We start from the raw sequence: 17,502 nt of genomic DNA on the forward strand, positions 1-17,502 counted from the left end.
TCAGAACTGGACTTCGCCCGGAATGTCCTCGGCGGTGAGGCCGACGCCCTCAAACCCCTTGAGCATCCATTCGCGGGTCTGGCCGAGCGAGCGGTTGTAGTCGGCCCAGGCGCTGAGGAAATCCTTGTAGCGGCGATCGCCCTCGGCGCGGATGCCCATGTTGGTCGGCAGCGTCAGGAGCGGCCGCGGGATGGAGAGTTCGCCGAGCGACGGATTCTTCTTCAGCGTCGAGACCGCGAGCACCGCCAGCGACACGTTGCAGTCAGCGCGCCCCGTCGCGACCGCGAGGATCGCCTCGTCGCGGTTCTTGAAGCCGAGGATCGTCGCCTTCGGGCAATAGCGCCGCGCGATCAGCTCATGCGTCGAGCCGATGTCGACGGCGATCCTGACCTCGGGCTTGTTGAGCTCGGCCCATGTCTGCGGCTTGGCAAAGCCCTTCTTGGTGATGACGGTGAAGGAGTGCACCAGGATCGGGGTCGAGAAGTCGATGACCAGCGCGCGCTCGGGCGTGGGGTTGACCGCGAAGGCGAGGTCGACCTTGTCGGCCTGGAGATCGAGGATCTGGTTGCCCCAGGTCGATTCCAGGGTCTCGACCTTGGCGCCGAGCTTGCCGGCGATGTCGTTCGCCATGTCGATGCAGGCACCCGACCACTGACCGGTCGCGAGGTCTTTATGAAAGTAGGGCTCCTGGCCGACGATGACGGCGATCCGCAGCACGCCGTTCTTCTTGATGCGATCGAGCGTGGAGGTCGGTGCGGTGTCGGCCTTGGCCGAAGCGCTTGCGGCAATCGCGGCGCCCGCCAGCGCAACAGTCGTGAGTGCGTCCCTGCGATTCATGGTGAGTAGCCTCCTCGAATTAGGTCGGATCAACTCCGGCCTCTGGACTATTTCTGTATTCAGGGTAAAATGCAATACGGTATTTCAACTTGCTGCGTATTTGTGCGGCAGGGCAGTCATGAGCCTAATCCGTTGGCAATGTTGATGGAAATTCTCCCGCCAAGGGGATTGCCAATCGCATTCCATTCTGAATACAAGTCTGAACGCAATGTGATGTTTGGTCACGGGTCCACAGGTCTGACATCGACGGACCTGGGCCTGGTGGACCGCTGGATGATCTGAAGGAGAGGCCCGTGCGCGCAATATTCGTCGATGCCAACGACACGCTGGCGGCAGTGACTGACAAGCTCCTGCGCGCGCAGGGCCTGCCGGTCGGCATCAACCGCAATCCGGGCATCAAGCCCGACGACCTGCCCGGCCTGCTCGACGGCGCCGAGATCATGATCGTCGACCACACGGCGGTGCCCACCGTGATCGCCGCGGCGTGCAAGGGCCTCAAGCACGTCGTCTTCCTCGGCACCGGCGCGCGCAGCTACATGAATCCGGAAAAGCTCGCAGAGCACGGCATCGCCGTGCACACCATCAAGGGCTATGGCGATACGGCGGTGGCCGAATGCGCTTTTGCGCTGATGTGGGCCTCCGCAAAGAGTTTTGGCGAGATGGACCGCGGCATGCGCGCGGGCAATTGGCTGCGTCGCGACGCGTTGCAGCTCACCGGCAAGACACTCGGCCTGATCGGTTTCGGCGGTATCGCGGCCGAAGCGGCGCGCATGGCGCTCGGCTGCGGCATGAAGGTGATCGCCTGGAACCGGACGCCGAAGACGCATCCCGGTGTGGAGTTCGTGTCGCTCGAAAAGCTGCTGGCGGAGAGCCATGTCATCTCGCTGCATCTCCTGCTCAACGACGACACCAAGAACTTCCTCACCCGTGAGCGCATCGCCGCAATGCGGCCGGGCGTGATCCTGATCAACACCGCGCGGGGCGCGCTGGTCGACGAGGCCGCGATGCTGGACGCGCTACGCTCGGGCCATATCGCGCATGCCGGCCTCGACGTCTTCACCGTCGAGCCGCTGCCGGCGAACCACCCTCTCACCACGCTGCCCAACGTGACGCTGTCGGCGCATTCGGCGTTCCGCACGCCTGAGGCCAGCGACAACCTCATCGGCGCGGCGCTCGATCACTGCCGCCGTATCATCGCGACCGGCAAATAATAACAAGGGATACATCGAATGTCCGACATCACCCGCATCGATCAGAACCAGCGCCGCAGCCGCGCCTCCGTGTTCGGCGATCTCGTCTTCCTCGCCGGCCAGGTCGCGGACACCAAGACGGCCGACATTGCCCAGCAGACCCGCGAGGCGCTGGCGAAGGTCGACGACATGCTGGGGCGCGCCGGCACCGACAAGTCGCGCCTGCTCAGCGTGCAGGTCTGGCTCAAGACCATGGACGATTTCGATGCCATGAACGCGGTCTACGATACCTGGGTGGAGCCCGGTAACGCGCCGACGCGCGCCTGCGGCAAGGTCGAGCTCGCCGATCCCGGCTACCGGATCGAAGTGATCGCGATTGCTGCACGAAAATAGTCCCGTGACCGCACCGGCTTCGCCAGCAAGCTTCCGCCCGGCAAAACGTCTCGGCGCCATCGGCGTCTCCGAGATCCTGAAGATCGGCGCGGTCGCGCAGCGGCTGAAGCGGGAGGGGCGGCCGGTAATCGTGCTTGGCGCGGGCGAGCCCGATTTCGATACGCCCGATCATGTGAAATACGCCGCCGAGCGCGCGATCCGCGCTGGCCAGACCAAATACACGATCCTCGACGGTTCGATGGAGCTGAAGGCCGCGATTGCCGAAAAGTTTCGCCGCGAGAACCGACTCGACTATGCCGCCGACGAGATCACGGCAGGTGCGGGCGCCAAGCAGGTGATCCACAACGCCTTCATGGCGACGCTCAGTCCGGGTGACGAGGTCATTCTCGCCGCGCCCTATTGGACGAGCTACGCCGACATGGTGAAGATCGCCGACGGCACGCCGGCCGACGTGCTCTGCCATGAAGACAACGGCTTTCGCCTCGATGCCGACGATCTTGAACGCGCGATCACGCCGCGCACGCGCTGGCTGCTGCTGAATTCGCCGTCCAACCCGACCGGGGCTGCCTATTCCGAGGCGCAGTTGCGCCCGATCCTCGACGTGCTGAAGCGTCACCCGCATGTCTGGCTGATTGCGGACGATATCTACGAGCATCTCATCTATGACGACATGCCCTTCGTCACGGCGGCGGCGCTCGAACCGAGCCAGAAATCCCGCACGCTCACCGTCAACGGCGTCTCCAAGGCCTATGCCATGACCGGCTGGCGCGTCGGCTATGGCGGCGGTCCGCGCGAGCTGATCGCGGCGATGGCGGTGGTGCAGAGCCAGAGCACGACCAATCCGTCCTCGGTGAGCCAGGCGGCCGCAATCGCCGCGCTGACGGGACCGCAGGATGTTCTGATCGAACGCCGCGCCGCGTTCCAGCGCCGCCGGGATCTCGTCGTCGACACGCTGAACCGCATCGATGGGGTCAGTTGCCGCAGGCCCGAAGGTGCGTTCTACACCTATGCGAGCTGCGCTGGTCTGATCGGCAGACGCACCGCAGCGGGCTCGATAATCGACAGCGACGGCGCGTTTTGCCGCTATCTCCTGGAGCATCATGATGTCGCCGTGGTGCCCGGAAGCTGTTTCGGTCTTGCGCCGCATTTCCGTCTATCCTACGCCACCTCAGAACAAAACTTGCGCGAAGCGCTCAAGCGTATCGCCAAAGCCTGCAGGGAGCTGTCATGACCATTCGCAACGCCCGCACCGGGGGCCAGATCCTCATCGACCAGCTCGTCGCGCAAGGCGTCGAGCGCGTCACCTGCGTGCCCGGAGAGAGCTATCTGGCGGCGCTGGATGCGCTGCATGACAGCCCGATCGACGTCATGATCTGCCGCGCCGAGGGCGGGGCGGCGATGATGGCGGAGGCTTATGGCAAGCTCACGGGACAGCCCGGCATCTGTTTCGTCACCCGCGGCCCGGGCGCGACCAATGCCAGCCACGGCGTCCACATCGCGATGCAGGATTCGACGCCGATGATCCTGTTCGTCGGGCAGGTCGACACCGGCATGCGCGAACGCGAGGCATTCCAGGAGCTCGACTACAAGGCCGTATTCGGCACCATGGCGAAATGGGCCGTCGAGATCGATCGTCCCGATCGCATTCCGGAGTTGGTCGCGCGTGCGTTCCGCGTCGCGTTGCAGGGCCGCCCGGGGCCGGTCGTGATCTCGCTGCCCGAGAACATGCTGACCGAAACGGCTGCGGTGGCTGATGCGCCGCGCGTCGAGCCTGCCGTGAGCTGGCCGGCGCCGGCTGATCTCGATCGCCTGGGCACGATGCTTGCGAGCGCCAAGGCACCGCTGGTCATCCTCGGTGGCTCCGGCTGGACCGCCGAGGCCGCGAAGGGTATCGCGCGCTTCGCCGAGCGCTTCGATCTTCCGGTCGCGACCTCGTTCCGCCGCGCTTCGCTGATCGACGCCGATCATTCGCACTATGCCGGCGATCTCGGCATCGGCCCGAGCCCTGGCCTCAAGGCGCGCATCACCGGCGCCGATGTCATTCTCCTGATCGGCGGCCGCATGTCGGAGATGCCGTCCTCGTCCTATACGCTGCTCGACATCCCCGTGCCGAGCCAGAAGCTGATCCATGTCCATCCCGGCTCGGACGAGCTCGGCCGCGTCTATCAGCCGACGCTCGCGATCCAGGCGACGCCGGTGGCGTTCGCCGCCGCCGTCGAGACGTTGAAGCCGGCGGCCGCACCGGCCTGGAAGGGCGAAGCGGCCAAGGCGCACAAGGACTATCTGGAATGGACGGAGACCGCGCGCGAACTGCCGGGCGCGTTCCAGTACGGCAAGGTCGTCACCTGGCTGCGCGATCGCCTGCCGAACGACGCCATCGTCTGCAACGGCGCCGGCAATTATGCCGGCTGGCTGCATCGCCATCACCGCTTCCACAGCTTTGCCTCGCAGCTTGCGCCGACTTCGGGCTCGATGGGTTATGGCGTGCCGGCCGCCGTGCTCGCCAAGCGGCAATATCCGGACCGCGTCGTCGTCGCCTTTGCCGGCGACGGCTGCTTCCTGATGAACGGGCAGGAGTTTGCGACCGCCGTGCAGTATGACGCCGCGCTGATCGTGATTGTCGTCGACAACGCGCAATACGGCACCATCCGCATGCATCAGGAGCGCGACTATCCCGGCCGCGTCGTCGGCACCCAGCTCAAGAACCCTGATTTTGCGATGTATGCAAAAGCGTTCGGCGGTCATGGCGAGCGCGTCGAGCGTACCGAGGATTTTGCGCCGGCGTTCGAGCGCGCGCTTGCCTCCGGCAAGCCGTCGATCCTGCACTGCTTCATTGACGCGCGCGCGATGTCGGTCGGCAAGGATTTTGTTCCGCAGGAGAAGGCGCGTTGATGGGCCGCCATGTTGCCATCATCGGAGCCGGTGCGGTTGGCGCGATCAGCGCCATCGAGGCTTTGCGCGAAGGCCATCGCGTCACGCTGATCGATCCCGGCGAGCCCGGCGGAGAGCAGGCGGCGAGCTATGGCAACGCCGGCTGGCTGTCGTCGCATTCGGTGATCCCGCCGTCGGAGCCGGGCATCTGGAAGAAGGTGCCGTTCTATCTGATGGACCCGCTCGGGCCGCTCGCCATCCGCTGGTCTTACCTACCGAAGGCTCTGCCCTGGCTGATCAAATATCTGCTCTCGGGCTGGACCGAAGCTCGTGTCGAAAAGACGGCGGTTGCGTTGCGTGATCTCCTGAAGGACGCGCCGCTGTTGCACAGGAAGCTCGCTGAAGAGGCCGGCGTTCCCGAGTTGATCGAGCGCAACGGCGTGATGCACATCTTCCCGTCCCGCGGGAGCTTTGACGGGGATCTCGGCTGGCGCATCCGCAAGCGCGTCGGCATCGAATGGCTGGAGCTCAACGCCGACGAAATGCGTCAGCGTGAGCCCGATCTCGATCCCCGCTACGAATTCGGCGTTGTCGTGGAAGAGGCGGGACGCTGCCGCGATCCCGGTGCCTATGTGGCGGCGCTTGCCAATCATGCGCTTGCCAGCGGTGCCGAGCTCGTGCGTGCGAAGGCGACCGGCCTGAAGCTTGATGGCAACAAGCTCGTCGCTGTCGTCACCGAGACCGGCGAGATTGCTTGCGATGCCGCGGTGGTCGCTGCCGGTGCGCGCTCCAAGCTGCTGACCGCGTCCGTCGGCGATCCGCTGCCGCTCGAGACCGAGCGCGGCTATCACGTGATGATCGAGGACCCGGAATCCGGTCCGCGCAACTCGATGATGGCGTCCGACGCCAAGATGGTGGTCAACTGGACCAACAAGGGTCTGCGCGCTGCCGGGACCGTCGAGATCGCGGGCCTTGACGCCGAACCGAACTGGAAGCGCGCCGAGATCCTGCGCAACAATCTCTTCAGCATGTTTCCCAAGCTGCCGAAGACCATTCCAGCCTCGCGCATCAAGATGTGGTTCGGCCATCGCCCGAGCATGCCGGACGGTCGCCCCTGCATCGGCTATGCACGCGCCTCGCGCGACATCGTCTACGCCTTCGGCCACGGCCATATCGGCCTCGTCGGCTCGGCCCGCACCGGCCGTCTTGTCGCGCAGCTCCTGAGCGGCAAGGAGCCGGAAATTCCGCTCGCTCCCTTCGCGCCCACCCGTTTCCTCTGAGATCGCACCATGACCTATCCAGCCAACGCTCCCTCCCGCATCGCCCGTGGCGGCAAGGCGCTCTACGGCGCGCCGCTCGGCATTTTGATGCTGGAAGCGCGCTTTCCCCGCATTCCCGGCGACATGGGCAACGGCACCACCTGGCCATTCCCCGTGCTCTATCGCGTGGTGAGCGGCGCCTCGCCGGAGAAAGTGGTGCTGAAGGGCGCGGCCGGATTGCTGCCGGATTTCATTGATGCGGCCAAGGAGCTTGTGCGACTCGGCGCAGAAGCCATCACCACCAATTGCGGTTTCCTCGCGCTGTTTCAGAAGGAGCTTGCGGCTGCCGTCGGCGTGCCGGTCGCAACCTCGTCGCTGATGCAGGTACCATGGGTGCAGGCGACGCTGCCGCCCGGCAAGCGCGTCGGCCTCGTCACGGTGTCCGGTTCGACCCTGTCGCCGGCCCATCTCGAAGGCGCCGGCGTGCCGCTCGACACGCCGCTGGTCGGCACCGAGAATGGTAAGGAGTTCTTCCGCGTCCTGATCAAGGCCGAGAAGGACGACATGGATATCGCTCAGGCTGAACGTGACGTCGTCGAGGCCGGCAAGGAGCTCGTCGCGAGGCATCCCGATGTCGGCGCCATCGTGCTCGAATGCACCAACATGCCGCCTTACGCCGCGGCGCTTCAGGCCGAGGTCGGGCTTCCGGTCTATGACATCTATTCGATGATCACCTGGTTTCATGCCGGATTGCGGCCGCGCAGTTTTGCCTGAGCGCGGACGGAAAAGCCCTGAACAACCAGCCCGGCGGTGCGGGACCGATTGCCACCGCCAGCACAGCCCCGGTATATTGGCCTGTGTTCGGCCATGCATGCAGCCATGAAGAATCAGGTGGAACTCGCTTCCGATAGTATCGTCGACCGCGTCTATGAACAGCTCAAGGCGATGGCCGTGAGTTATGAGTTCAAGCCGGGCGAGCGCCTCAACGAGGGTGAGCTGGCAAAGCGCCTCGGCGTCAGCCGCACGCCGCTGCGCGAAGCGTTGAACCGCCTGAACACCGAAGGCTTCCTGCGCTTCACGCCGGGCAAGGGCTTCTTCTGCCGCGAGCTCGACGCGCACGAGATCTTCGATCTCTATGAGCTGCGCAAATCGATCGAGATCGCGTCGATCCGTCTGGCGATCAAGCGCTCCAGGGACGAGGACATCGACGCGCTGTTGAAATTCCTCGAAGCCACCGGGCCCGATCCCGGCGAGCGGTCGTCCGTCGAATTGGTCGAGCTCGACGAGACCTTCCACGAGCGGCTGATGGCGATGTCGAACAACGCCGAAATGCTGCGGGTCCTGCGCAACGTCAACGCGCGCATCCGCTTCGTGCGCTGGATCGACATGGACCGCATCAATCGCTCCAACACGCAGGCCGAGCACCGTGCCGTCGTCGAGGGTCTCAAGGCGCGCGACGAGGCGATCTGTGTCTCAGTGCTCGAAAAGCACATCGACCGGCGGCTGGATCGCATCACCTCCGCAATCAAGGAAGGCTATGCGCAGATCTATATGCCGGCCGCGGCGCGATCGGTGGCGAACTGACGCCGTCCCGGCACCATCCTGGAGGTAGACCCATGAAACTATCCGGCAAGGTCGCAGCGATCACGGGCGCCGCGCGCGGCATTGGCAGGGCCTGCGCCGAGCGCTTCCTCAACGACGGCGTCAAGGTGGTGATCTCTGATGTCGACAATGACGCGCTCGACAAGACGGTCGCCGAGCTCGGCCGGCCCAAGGAGCTGTGCGCCGTTCACTGCCACGTGGCGCGGCGAGCAGATATCGACCGCGTCGTCGCGACCGCGGTCAGGGAGTTCGGCCGGCTCGACATCATGGTCAACAATGCCGGCGTTGCGCGCAATCAGGACATCCTTGAGATATCAGAGAAGGATTTTGACGACGTCATCGCCGTCAATCTGAAGGGCGCCTTCTTCGGCGTGCAGGCCGCCGCCAAGCAGATGATCGCGCAGGGCGGTGGCGGCGTCATCATCAACATGTCCTCGGTCAACGCGCTGCTCGCGATCCCGACACTTGCGACCTATGCGATCTCCAAGGGCGGCATGAAGCAGCTCACCTCCGTCGCCGCCGTCGCGCTCGCCCCGCACAACATCCGTGTCGTCGCGGTCGGGCCGGGAACGATTCTGACCGACATGGTGTCGTCGGCGATCTTCTCCTCCGACGACGCACGCAAGAGCGTGATGTCGCGCACCCCGATCGGCCGCGGCGGCGAGCCCAGCGAAGTCGCCTCCGTGGTTGCGTTCCTCGCCAGTGACGATGCGTCCTACATCACGGGCCAGACGATCTATCCGGATGGCGGGCGGTTGATTTTGAACTACACGGTGCCGGTGAAGGAGAAGTAGGGGGCCAGGCGCGCTCGCGCCTCACACTCGCTGTCATCGCCCGCGAAGGCGGGCGATCCAGTATTCCAGAGACGTCAGTCGAATACGGAAAAGCCGCGGCGTACTGGATGCCCCGGTCGAGCCGGGGCATGACAGCGGTGGTTGTGGAAGCCGTCCCGCCGCCCCTCACTCCGCCGCGCGCACCGTGCCGTGACCCAGCCGCTTCGAGATATCGCCTGCACAATCCCGCAACGCATTGGCGAGATCGCCATCCCAGTGCGCGTCGAACGTCGCCTCCGGGCCCATCGCGGTGATGACCAGTGCGACATGGCCGGCGTGGTCGAACACCGGCGCTGCAAAGGCGTTGACGCCGGGCAGGGGATCGCCCAGCGCGCGGGCGATGCCGTGCTTGCGCACCTCGCCGAGCATCTCGGCGACCTTCGGCGCCTTGGGCGCGCGCTTGGGATTGTAACCGACGCCGTAGCGATCGATGCCGTTGTCGAGCGCGGCGGAAATAGTTTTCTGCGGCATGAAGGCGGCAAAGGCGCGGCCCGTGGCGGTCTCCAGCAGCGCCATCACCGACCCGACGCGCATCGCGATGTGCACGGGACGGCTCGGCTCCTCGATCTGCACCACGGTCGGGCCGTTGCTGCCCCAGATCGCGAGCGAGACGGCGTGATTGATGTGACCGGCAAGCGCCGCGATCTTGGGCGTCGCGATCCGCACGGCGGAGAGACGGCGGAGGCTGATCAGGCCGAGCTCCAGCGCCAGCGCGCCGATCTCGTAACGCCCGGTGGTTTCGTCCTGCTCGATCAGGCCGAGCCGCGAAAAGCTGACGAGATAAGGATGCGCCTTTGCCGGGGCCATGCCGGCCTCGCGCGCGAGATCGCGCAGCATCATCGGCTCGCCGCTTCTGGCCAGCGCGCGAAGCAGTTCTCCGCCGACTTCGATCGACTGGATGCCGCGGCTCTCTCGCTTCATATCGCCTTCTTCTTTAGGCTTCGCCTACGCCGCACTGCGCTCCGCAGTGCTCTCGGCGAGATGACGGCCGGCAATGTAGCCGAAGGTCAGCGCCGGCCCAAGCGTGATGCCGGCGCCGGGATAGTTGCCGCCCATGATGCTCGCCATGTCGTTGCCGGCGGCATAGAGCCCGGGAATGACGCGGCCTTCCGCGTCGAGCGCGCGGGCATTGGCATCGGTGACGATGCCGGCATAGGTGCCGAGGTCGCCGATCACCATCTTGACGGCGTAGAACGGGCCGTTTTCGAGCGGCGCGACGCAGGGGTTGGGCCCGTGCAGCGGGTCGCCTTGGTAACGGTTATAGGCTTTTGAGCCCTTGCCGAACGCCGCGTCCTGACCCTGGGCTGCGGTCGCGTTGAACTGCGATACCGTCTCGGCAAAACCCTTCACGTCGATGCCGGCCTTGGCTGCAAGCGCTTCCAGCGTATCGCCGCGCAGGAGATAGCCGGTGCGTAAGTGATGGCCGAGCGGCATCGGGAACGGCGGCACGCAGCCGAGGCCATATTTGCGCAGCGTCTTGTGATCGCAGACGAGCCAGGCCGCGATCTCCTCGTTCGGCTTGGCCGCCTTGACCATGGCCTGGACGAAGTCGTGGTAGGAATTGCCCTCATTGGCAAAGCGCTTGCCGTCGCGCATCACGGCGATCACGCCGGGCTTTGCGCGGTCGATGAAATGCGGCATCACCCCGCGCGTGCCGTCCTTGCGCTGCGTCACCGAGACCGGTACCCAGGCCGCCGCGTTCGGCAGGCGATCCTCGATGCGGCCGCCGGCTGTCTCCGCGAGCCGCAGGCCGTCGCCGGTGTTGCCCGTCGGCCCCGGCGAATAATGCTCAGCGCCGGTCGGTGCGTGCGGAAACATTTTTTTGCGCCGTGCGATGTCATGCGGAAAGCCGCCGCAGGCGAGCACCACGCCACGCTTTGCGTTGACGCGGATCGTGCGTCCTTCGCGCTCGATGATGGCGCCTTTCACCGCGCCGTTCTCGACGATCAGCTCGCGCACCGGCGAGGAGAGCCAGAGCGGAATGTTCAGGTCGAGCGCCGACTTCGCCAGCCGCCCGGCGAGCGCATTGCCGTTGGTCAGCGTCATGCCGCGGCCATGGCGCAGCACGTCCATCAGATGACGCGACAGCCGCTTGGCGACATAGACCGCCGAGGTCAGCGATTTCGTGGCACGCATGAAGTGGACGATGTCCTTGCCGCTGCCGAGCATCATGCCGAACACGGTGAGCTCCGGTAGCGGCATGCCGAGCGTCTTGATGTGGTCGCCGAGCTCGCGCCCATCGAACGGGCGGGCGACCATGGAGCGGCCGCCCTGCGTGCCGCCGGGCGCCTCCGAATGATAGTCCGGAAATACCAGCGGCATGTCGAAACGCAGCGCGGTCTTGGTCGTGAAGAAATCGACGGCCTCGGGCCCGGCCTCGAGGAAGGCGTCGACGCGGGCGGCGTCGTAATTGTTGCCGGCCTCGTGCCGCAAGTAAGTGCGCGCCTGGTCCGGCGTCTCATTGATGCCGTAGGCGCGGGCGAGCGAGGTGCCGGGGATCCAGAGCCAGCCGCCGGAGCGGGCGGTGGTGCCGCCGAAGCGCGGCTCCTTCTCGACGATCAGCACCTCGAGCCCGCGGGCGCGGGCGGTGATCGCCGCCGCCATGCCCGAGGCGCCGGAGCCTGCCACGAGCACATCGCACTCGTAGGTTTCGCCTGCGCTGCGCTCGTTGCCGGTCATATCAACCTCACTTCTTCAGGAGAGGGCACTTCGATTCGGAGACGGGACGGAACGCGTCCTCGCCCTTCACGGTCTTGACGATGTCGAGATAGTCCCAGGGCTCCTTGGATTGCGCGGGCGCCTTCACCTTTGCAAGGTACATGTCGCGGATCACGCGACCGTCCTCGCGGAGCTTGCCGCCATGGACGAATGTATCCTCGATCGGCAGCTCGCGCATCTTCGCCATCACCTGGGCCGGATCGTCGGTGCCGGCGGCCTTGATGGCCTTGAGATAATGCAGCACCGAGCCGTAGACGCCGGTGTGGATCATGGTCGGCATCACCTTGGTCTTGTCGTAGAATTTCTTCGACCAGGCCCGCGTCGCCTCGTCCATGGCCCAGTAGGCCGCCGTCGTCATGTAGGTGCCTTGCGCGGCCTTCAACCCGATGGCGTGGACGTCGGTGTCGAACATCAGGAGGCCGACGAGCTTCTGGCCGCCCTGGACCAGGCCGAACTCGCCGGACTGCTTGATCGCATTGTCGGTGTCCTGGCCGGCATTGGCGAACGCAACCACGTCCGCCTTCGAGCTCTGCGCCTGCAGCGCGAAGGAGGAGAAGTCGGCGGTGTTGGTCGGGTGCCGCACGCCGCCGAGCACCTTGCCTCCCATCTCCTGAATGAAGCGCGTCGCGTCCTTCTCGAGCTGCTGGCCGAAGGCGTAGTCCGCGGTGATGAAGTACCAGGATTTTCCGCCCTCCTTGATCACGGCGGAGGCCGTCACCTTCGACAGCGCATAGGTGTCGTAGGTGAAATGCACGGTGTTCGGGCTGCACAGCTCGTCGGTCAGCGAGCTCGCGCCGGGACCGGAGAGAAGCGCGATCTTGTTGCGCTCCTTGGCCATGTTGTGCACGGCGATCGCGATGCCGGAGTTGGGGATGTCGACCACGGCGTCGACCTTGTTGTTGTCGAACCAGCCGCGAACGATCTGCGTGCCGACGTCGGTCTTCATCTGATGGTCGGCACTGATGATCTCGATCGGCTTGCCGAGTACGGTCGGGCCGAATTCCTCTACCGCCATGCGCGCGGCTTCGACCGAGCCCGGGCCGGAATTGTCGCGGCCCCAGCTCGACAGGTCGGTCAACACCCCGATCCGCACCACGTCGTCGGACACCTGCGCGGTCGCCGCTGACGTCATTGCTGCGAGCATGGCGTAGGCCAAAAGACCTCTCATCGTCGTTCCCTTCGTTTTGTCCCGCTCTTGCGGCTGGTTATGAAGTCGGCGGACGTTAGTTATTATCAAATTAGTTTGTCAATAACGAATATTGGTTCCCTCCAGCGGGCGACGCGCGGGGGGAGCGATGCAGGTGGGGATCAAATGCAAGGCCAGGTTGCAAGGCCTGCTGCGATTGGGGATGATGCGAGCGGGATTTCTGGGGTAGGTCGCATGACGGCAATGACTGACATCTCCACCGCAACGGAGAAATCGACGACGGCGCATGTGGTCTGGGCAAGCGCGCTCGGCACCGCGATCGAGTGGTACGACTTCCTGATCTACGGCACCGCCGCGGCGCTGGTGTTCAACAAGCTGTTCTTCCCGAGCTTCGATCCCTTCGTCGGCACCATCGCGGCGTTCTCGACCTATGCGGTCGGCTTCGTGGCGCGGCCGATCGGTGGCGCCATCATCGGCCATTACGGCGACCGGCTCGGCCGCAAGACGATGCTGGTCGCAACCATGATCGCGATGGGGCTCGGCACCTTCCTGATCGGCTGCCTGCCGACCTATCAGCAGATCGGCATCTGGGCGCCGATCCTGCTGGTGTGCCTGCGCTTCGTGCAGGGCATCGGGCTCGGCGGCGAATGGAGCGGCGCGGTCGTCATGGTGATCGAGCATGCCGGCAACCGCCGTGGCTTCTACGGCAGCCTCGTGCAGATCGGCTTTCCCGTCGGCGTCGCCGCCTCGACCGGTATCTTCGGCTTGATGACCAAGCTGCCGGAAGCGGACTTTCTGAGCTGGGGCTGGCGTGTGCCGTTCCTGATCAGCATTTTGCTGGTCGGCATCGGCTTCATCGTGCGCCTCAAGCTCGCCGAGACGCCGCATTTCAAGGAAGTCGTCGAGCGGAAAGAGGTGCTGGCGCAGCCGGTGCTCGAGGTGCTCAGGCGCGACTGGCGCAGCTTTCTGCTGGCGATCGGCATCACCGTCTCCGAGGTCGGCCTTGCCTACCTGCTCACCGTCTTCACCGTCGTTTATGCCACCACGCGGCTCGGCCTGCCGCGGCAGGTGATCCTCGACGCCGTCGTTTACGCCGCGATCGTCGAGTTCGCGACGCTGCCGCTCGCCGGCTGGCTGTCGGATATCTTCGGCCGCAAGGCGCTGTATCTCGCCGGCGGCGTGTTCTCGGTGGCGCTGGCGTTTCCGCTGTTCTGGTTCCTCGACACCAAGGAGCCGGCGCTGATCACGCTGGCGCTGGTCGTCACCATGACGCTGACGCACGCATTGCTGTTCGGGCCGAAGGCGGCGTTCATGCCGGAACTGTTCCGCACCCAGGTGCGCTACAGCGGCGCCTCGCTCGGCGCCAACGTCGCGGCAGCGCTGAGCGGCGGCTTCTCGCCGCTGATCGCGACCGCGCTGCTTGCCTGGGCCGGCGCTTCATGGGCGGTGTCGGTGTATATCATCGCGCTGTCGATCATCACGATCATCGCGACGCTGCTCGCGCCCGAGACGGCGCGCGATCGCCTGAGGTCCTAGAGACCGTCAAGGACATGCAGGGTTCGCGGCGTCTGGAATCACGAGGAAGGTGATACTGGCCGGTGCCACTCGCGTCACCCCGGCTGGCACCGCTTGCGCATCGAGACGAGGCAGTTCGTCGTTCGCCGCGAGCGCGAGCGTCTTGCCGTTCAGCCGCACCGTCGCGCTCTCAAGCCTTGCCGCATCGAGCGTGTAGCGCCGGACATCGAGCGGAATCGAGATAGACCGCGACGATCTGCGTGACGTGTTGATCGCAAGCAGGCTCACCGCGCCCTGCATGGCGGGATGGCAGTGCGCATAGAGATGCAGGTCGGTCGCGGGCGAACTCACGTCGAGCACGGTCGTGCCCATGAGCCGACGCCACAGCAGCGCGCCCCAATAGTTCGGCCGTGGATGAAAATCCCTTTCATCGAGCAGGCCGTAATCGCTCGCGGCCAGCGTGTTGTGCATCACCACCTGGACGCCGGCCCTCGCGAGACGGCCGAGTTGGTCGAGATAACGAAATGTGTCGAGGAAGGTTGGATCCCACGGACTGCCGCCGCAGGCGGCGTTCGCCGTCTCCGTCAGCCAGAGCGGTTTTTCCGGCTCGAATTCGTCGCGCAATGCACGGTAGACGGTGAGCGCATCATCGGTGCGCGACAGCCAGTTTTCGGTGAGCGCGTGCGCGGGATCGTCGTGGACGCCGCAGCGCGGCGAGAGCGTGAAGTAATGATGGTACGAGAAGCGATCGACGCCTGCGCCGGAAGTGGTGAGCAGCGCGCGGGCGCTAAGGCCTGATGCCGACGGCGAAGCCGTGTCGCCGGCGGAGCCGGGGCCGAGGATCAACGTGTCGGGTGAGGCTCGCTTGATCCAGTCGCGAAAGATCTTGAAGTCGCGGCCATAGGCGGTCGCATCATATCCCCGCGGCGGGCCGTTGGTTGCCGAAAGTGTTGGCTCGTTCATGAACTCGGCGGCGGCGATGCGGCCACCGAGCGACTGCGCGTAGGCGAGGAGACGCTGCGCCCGGTCGGGAGTCCATGCGCCTTGCGCGTCGCGGCTGCCGGGACTGACGGCAAAGGATGTGACGATCTCCGCATTGGCGGCGCGGGCGAACTCGATGACGCCGCGCCACTGCGCGCGGGTCAGCACGGTGTTGAATCCCGAAGGCGGTGCGGATGGCGTGTGATCATCGTCCGCAAAGTACGTCGCGTTCGCCCACGTGCCGCTGACGCGCATATATGCCGGTGCCAATGCGCTTGCGAGGTTGCGCAGGCGGCGATTGGTCAAATCGATCGGCGGCCTGTAGCCGTAGCGATGCCGATCGACCGGCGCACGCGCATTGCGCGGATAAGATTTCCAAAAACGTCCGCCGGTGATCTCCACCATCTCGACATTGTAGGACTGAAAGCGCGCGTCGATCGTGCCGATCGCTTTCAGGGATGACGGCGCGACAGCGTGCTCGTCGGCACGCGCGTCGCATAACGTCGCAGCGAGCAGCGCGAACGTCAGTACGCTCGCCTTGCGCAATCGCGTCGCGCGGGTCGTTCCTCGCCTTGTATACACGTCCTGACGCCTTCTTATGCGCGCTGCCAAAACCGGATGCAGCCGCGCGAACCATTAGCCCCGTTTATATCGCGAATTTTTACTTCCAATTTTACTTCGTGAAATTGCGCCCATAGCCTCGCGACCAATCGATCACCGCCGCAGCCGATCGATGGCGATCGGAGCGAAGCGTTCATTGTCACCAACGAGGGTTGCCATGCTTGACAGGGACAAAGGAAAATCCGGTGCCAACCAGGCGGGACCGAAGGACGTTTCGACGAAAAAGCTGAGCCGCCGCACGCTCTTGAAGGGCGCCGCGGCCGTGGCGGGCGCTGCCGCCGGATCGGATGCGATCCGCGGCTTCCCGACCATCTGGGCGCAGGAGATCAAGGACATCGAGCTCCGTCATGTCGGTGTCTCCTACTCGGTCGTCAAGGCGATCGGCGACCAGGCGGCAAAGGACCTCGGATTCAAGGTGACGATGCAGAACCTCGACACCTCGGCCGCTATCAACCGCTTCATAAGCCAACCTAATACGGTCGACATCGCCGATCTCGAGGGCTGGCAGGCCAAGCTCGCCGCCAAGCGCGGCGTCATCCAGGGCATCGAGGTCAAGAAGATCAAGGAGTTCGACAGCATTTTGCCGATCTTCACCAAGGGTGAGATCGACGGTCACAAGATCCCGCGTCAGGGCATCTCGCCCTACGAGGCCATGTACATCGCAAAGCCTGACGCAACCGATCTGAACGACGGCGTCACCGAATGGGCGACCTTTTTGCCGCAGGTCTACAACGCCGACTCCATCGGCTACCGGCCTGATCTCGTCGGGCATGACGTCACCGAGTGGAAGGACCTGATCGATCCAAAATTCAAGGGCAAGGCCGCGATCCTCGACGTGCCTGCCATCGGCATCATGGATGCCGCGCTCTGCTTCGAGAGCGCCGGGCTGATCAAGTACGGCAACAAGGGCAACATGACCAAGGAGGAGATCGACTTCACCTGCAACAAGCTGATCGAGCTGAAGAAGCAAGGCCAGTTCCGCGCGACCTGGACCACCTTCGACCAGTCGGTGCAGCTCATGGCGGCGGGCGAGGTGATCATCCAGTCGATGTGGTCGCCGGCGGTGGCAGCTGTCCGCGTCAAGGAAATCCCCTGCGTCTACGCACCCGTCAACGTCAAGAACGGCAAGGAAGGTTATCGTGGCTGGTGCAACGGCATGGGCCTGATGAAGCACCTCTCCGGCAAGAAGCTCGACGCCGCCTACGAATATCTCAACTGGTATCTCTCGGGTTGGCAGGGCGGCTTCGTCGCACGCTACGGCTACTACAGCCCGGTGCCATCGACCGCGAAGAAATTCCTCACCCCGGCCGAATGGGCGTTCTGGTACGAAGGGCAGCCCGCGCCTGAAGTCATCAACGATCCCTATGGCGTGCCGATGGAGAAGTCCGGCACCAAGCGCGACGGCGGCTCGTTCCTCGATCGCGTCAAGAACATCTCGTGCTGGAACACGCTGATGGACGAAGCCGCCTACATGAACAAGCGCTGGAACGACTTCAAGGTGGCGTAAATCCTGCTTTCCCTGACGTGACACGAAC

The 17,502-nt window shown here is 64.9% G+C and carries 15 protein-coding genes; 10 read left to right on the forward strand and 5 right to left on the reverse strand.

The genetic code is table 11. The annotated features are described in order from the left end of the window. On the reverse strand, window positions 1–837 hold the full coding sequence (locus KUF59_RS10190) for a transporter substrate-binding domain-containing protein (protein ID WP_212461484.1): 837 nt from the start codon (window positions 835–837) through the stop codon (window positions 1–3). A 293-nt stretch (window positions 838–1,130) separates the two neighbouring features. Between KUF59_RS10190 and KUF59_RS10195 the strand changes: the two genes are divergently transcribed. The 8 genes from KUF59_RS10195 (at window position 1,131) to KUF59_RS10230 (ending at window position 8,946) form a co-directional block, all read left to right on the forward strand. Further along, a complete protein-coding gene (locus KUF59_RS10195; RefSeq protein ID WP_212461483.1) occupies window positions 1,131–2,048 on the forward strand; it encodes an NAD(P)-dependent oxidoreductase in 918 nt (305 codons plus the stop codon). Window positions 2,049–2,066: 18 nt separating this feature from the next. Further along, complete coding sequence (locus tag KUF59_RS10200; RefSeq protein ID WP_212461482.1) at window positions 2,067–2,420, forward strand: RidA family protein; 354 nt, start codon at window positions 2,067–2,069, stop codon at window positions 2,418–2,420. Window positions 2,421–2,424: 4 nt separating this feature from the next. Next, on the forward strand, window positions 2,425–3,651 hold the full coding sequence (locus tag KUF59_RS10205) for a pyridoxal phosphate-dependent aminotransferase (RefSeq protein WP_258769402.1): 1,227 nt from the start codon (window positions 2,425–2,427) through the stop codon (window positions 3,649–3,651). Beyond that, window positions 3,648–5,312, forward strand: a complete 1,665-nt coding sequence (locus KUF59_RS10210; protein ID WP_212461480.1) for a thiamine pyrophosphate-binding protein — start codon at window positions 3,648–3,650, stop codon at window positions 5,310–5,312. Before KUF59_RS10205 ends, KUF59_RS10210 begins: the two co-directional genes overlap by 4 nt. Then, window positions 5,312–6,571 (forward strand): NAD(P)/FAD-dependent oxidoreductase, encoded by a 1,260-nt coding sequence (locus KUF59_RS10215; RefSeq protein ID WP_212461479.1) that lies wholly within the window; start codon window positions 5,312–5,314, stop codon window positions 6,569–6,571. Before KUF59_RS10210 ends, KUF59_RS10215 begins: the two co-directional genes overlap by 1 nt. A 9-nt stretch (window positions 6,572–6,580) precedes the next feature. Continuing rightward, on the forward strand, window positions 6,581–7,324 hold the full coding sequence (locus KUF59_RS10220; protein ID WP_212461478.1) for an aspartate/glutamate racemase family protein: 744 nt from the start codon (window positions 6,581–6,583) through the stop codon (window positions 7,322–7,324). A 105-nt stretch (window positions 7,325–7,429) separates the two neighbouring features. Further along, a complete protein-coding gene (locus tag KUF59_RS10225; RefSeq protein WP_212461477.1) occupies window positions 7,430–8,134 on the forward strand; it encodes a GntR family transcriptional regulator in 705 nt (234 codons plus the stop codon). A gap of 32 nt (window positions 8,135–8,166) precedes the next feature. Next, on the forward strand, window positions 8,167–8,946 hold the full coding sequence (locus KUF59_RS10230; protein ID WP_212461476.1) for an SDR family NAD(P)-dependent oxidoreductase: 780 nt from the start codon (window positions 8,167–8,169) through the stop codon (window positions 8,944–8,946). A 165-nt stretch (window positions 8,947–9,111) separates the two neighbouring features. Here KUF59_RS10230 and KUF59_RS10235 read toward each other — a convergent pair whose 3' ends face one another. From KUF59_RS10235 to KUF59_RS10245, 3 genes are read right to left on the reverse strand one after another with little or no spacing between them, the layout of a single operon-like run. Further along, window positions 9,112–9,906, reverse strand: a complete 795-nt coding sequence (locus KUF59_RS10235) for an IclR family transcriptional regulator (protein ID WP_212461475.1) — start codon at window positions 9,904–9,906, stop codon at window positions 9,112–9,114. A 24-nt stretch (window positions 9,907–9,930) separates the two neighbouring features. Beyond that, window positions 9,931–11,664 carry an FAD-dependent oxidoreductase gene (locus KUF59_RS10240; protein ID WP_258769403.1) on the reverse strand — a complete coding sequence of 578 codons (1,734 nt, stop codon included), beginning with the start codon at window positions 11,662–11,664 and terminating at the stop codon, window positions 9,931–9,933. Between the two features lie 7 nt (window positions 11,665–11,671). Then, a complete protein-coding gene (locus KUF59_RS10245) occupies window positions 11,672–12,871 on the reverse strand; it encodes an ABC transporter substrate-binding protein (RefSeq protein WP_212461473.1) in 1,200 nt (399 codons plus the stop codon). A 213-nt stretch (window positions 12,872–13,084) separates the two neighbouring features. Here KUF59_RS10245 and KUF59_RS10250 point away from each other — a divergent pair, with 213 nt between their 5' ends. Then, window positions 13,085–14,386 carry an MFS transporter gene (locus KUF59_RS10250; RefSeq protein ID WP_212461472.1) on the forward strand — a complete coding sequence of 434 codons (1,302 nt, stop codon included), beginning with the start codon at window positions 13,085–13,087 and terminating at the stop codon, window positions 14,384–14,386. A gap of 6 nt (window positions 14,387–14,392) precedes the next feature. Here the strand turns inward: KUF59_RS10250 and KUF59_RS10255 are convergent, their stop codons facing one another. After that, the gene (locus KUF59_RS10255; RefSeq protein ID WP_212461471.1) at window positions 14,393–15,928 is read right to left on the reverse strand and encodes a glycosyl hydrolase family 79 N-terminal domain-containing protein; all 1,536 of its coding nucleotides are present in this window, start codon (window positions 15,926–15,928) and stop codon (window positions 14,393–14,395) included. Between the two features lie 196 nt (window positions 15,929–16,124). On the opposite strand from KUF59_RS10255, the gene KUF59_RS10260 reads away from it, so the two are divergent. Further along, window positions 16,125–17,474 carry an ABC transporter substrate-binding protein gene (locus KUF59_RS10260; RefSeq protein WP_212461470.1) on the forward strand — a complete coding sequence of 450 codons (1,350 nt, stop codon included), beginning with the start codon at window positions 16,125–16,127 and terminating at the stop codon, window positions 17,472–17,474. Window positions 17,475–17,502: the final 28 nt, after the last annotated feature.

It is taken from the genome of Bradyrhizobium arachidis (assembly GCF_024758505.1).
Classification (GTDB): domain Bacteria; phylum Pseudomonadota; class Alphaproteobacteria; order Rhizobiales; family Xanthobacteraceae; genus Bradyrhizobium; species Bradyrhizobium manausense_C.

What these genes read in the sequence shown, in the direction of transcription:
- KUF59_RS10190 (WP_212461484.1), bottom strand. Translation starts at nt 837, where the DNA reads ATGAATCGCAGGGACGCACTCACGACTGTTGCGCTGGCGGGCGCCGCG.
- KUF59_RS10200 (WP_212461482.1), top strand. Translation starts at nt 2,067, where the DNA reads ATGTCCGACATCACCCGCATCGATCAGAACCAGCGCCGCAGCCGCGCC.
- KUF59_RS10210 (WP_212461480.1), top strand. Translation starts at nt 3,648, where the DNA reads ATGACCATTCGCAACGCCCGCACCGGGGGCCAGATCCTCATCGACCAG.
- KUF59_RS10215 (WP_212461479.1), top strand. Translation starts at nt 5,312, where the DNA reads ATGGGCCGCCATGTTGCCATCATCGGAGCCGGTGCGGTTGGCGCGATC.
- KUF59_RS10220 (WP_212461478.1), top strand. Translation starts at nt 6,581, where the DNA reads ATGACCTATCCAGCCAACGCTCCCTCCCGCATCGCCCGTGGCGGCAAG.
- KUF59_RS10225 (WP_212461477.1), top strand. Translation starts at nt 7,430, where the DNA reads ATGAAGAATCAGGTGGAACTCGCTTCCGATAGTATCGTCGACCGCGTC.
- KUF59_RS10230 (WP_212461476.1), top strand. Translation starts at nt 8,167, where the DNA reads ATGAAACTATCCGGCAAGGTCGCAGCGATCACGGGCGCCGCGCGCGGC.
- KUF59_RS10235 (WP_212461475.1), bottom strand. Translation starts at nt 9,906, where the DNA reads ATGAAGCGAGAGAGCCGCGGCATCCAGTCGATCGAAGTCGGCGGAGAA.
- KUF59_RS10240 (WP_258769403.1), bottom strand. Translation starts at nt 11,664, where the DNA reads ATGACCGGCAACGAGCGCAGCGCAGGCGAAACCTACGAGTGCGATGTG.
- KUF59_RS10245 (WP_212461473.1), bottom strand. Translation starts at nt 12,871, where the DNA reads ATGAGAGGTCTTTTGGCCTACGCCATGCTCGCAGCAATGACGTCAGCG.
- KUF59_RS10250 (WP_212461472.1), top strand. Translation starts at nt 13,085, where the DNA reads ATGACGGCAATGACTGACATCTCCACCGCAACGGAGAAATCGACGACG.
- KUF59_RS10260 (WP_212461470.1), top strand. Translation starts at nt 16,125, where the DNA reads ATGCTTGACAGGGACAAAGGAAAATCCGGTGCCAACCAGGCGGGACCG.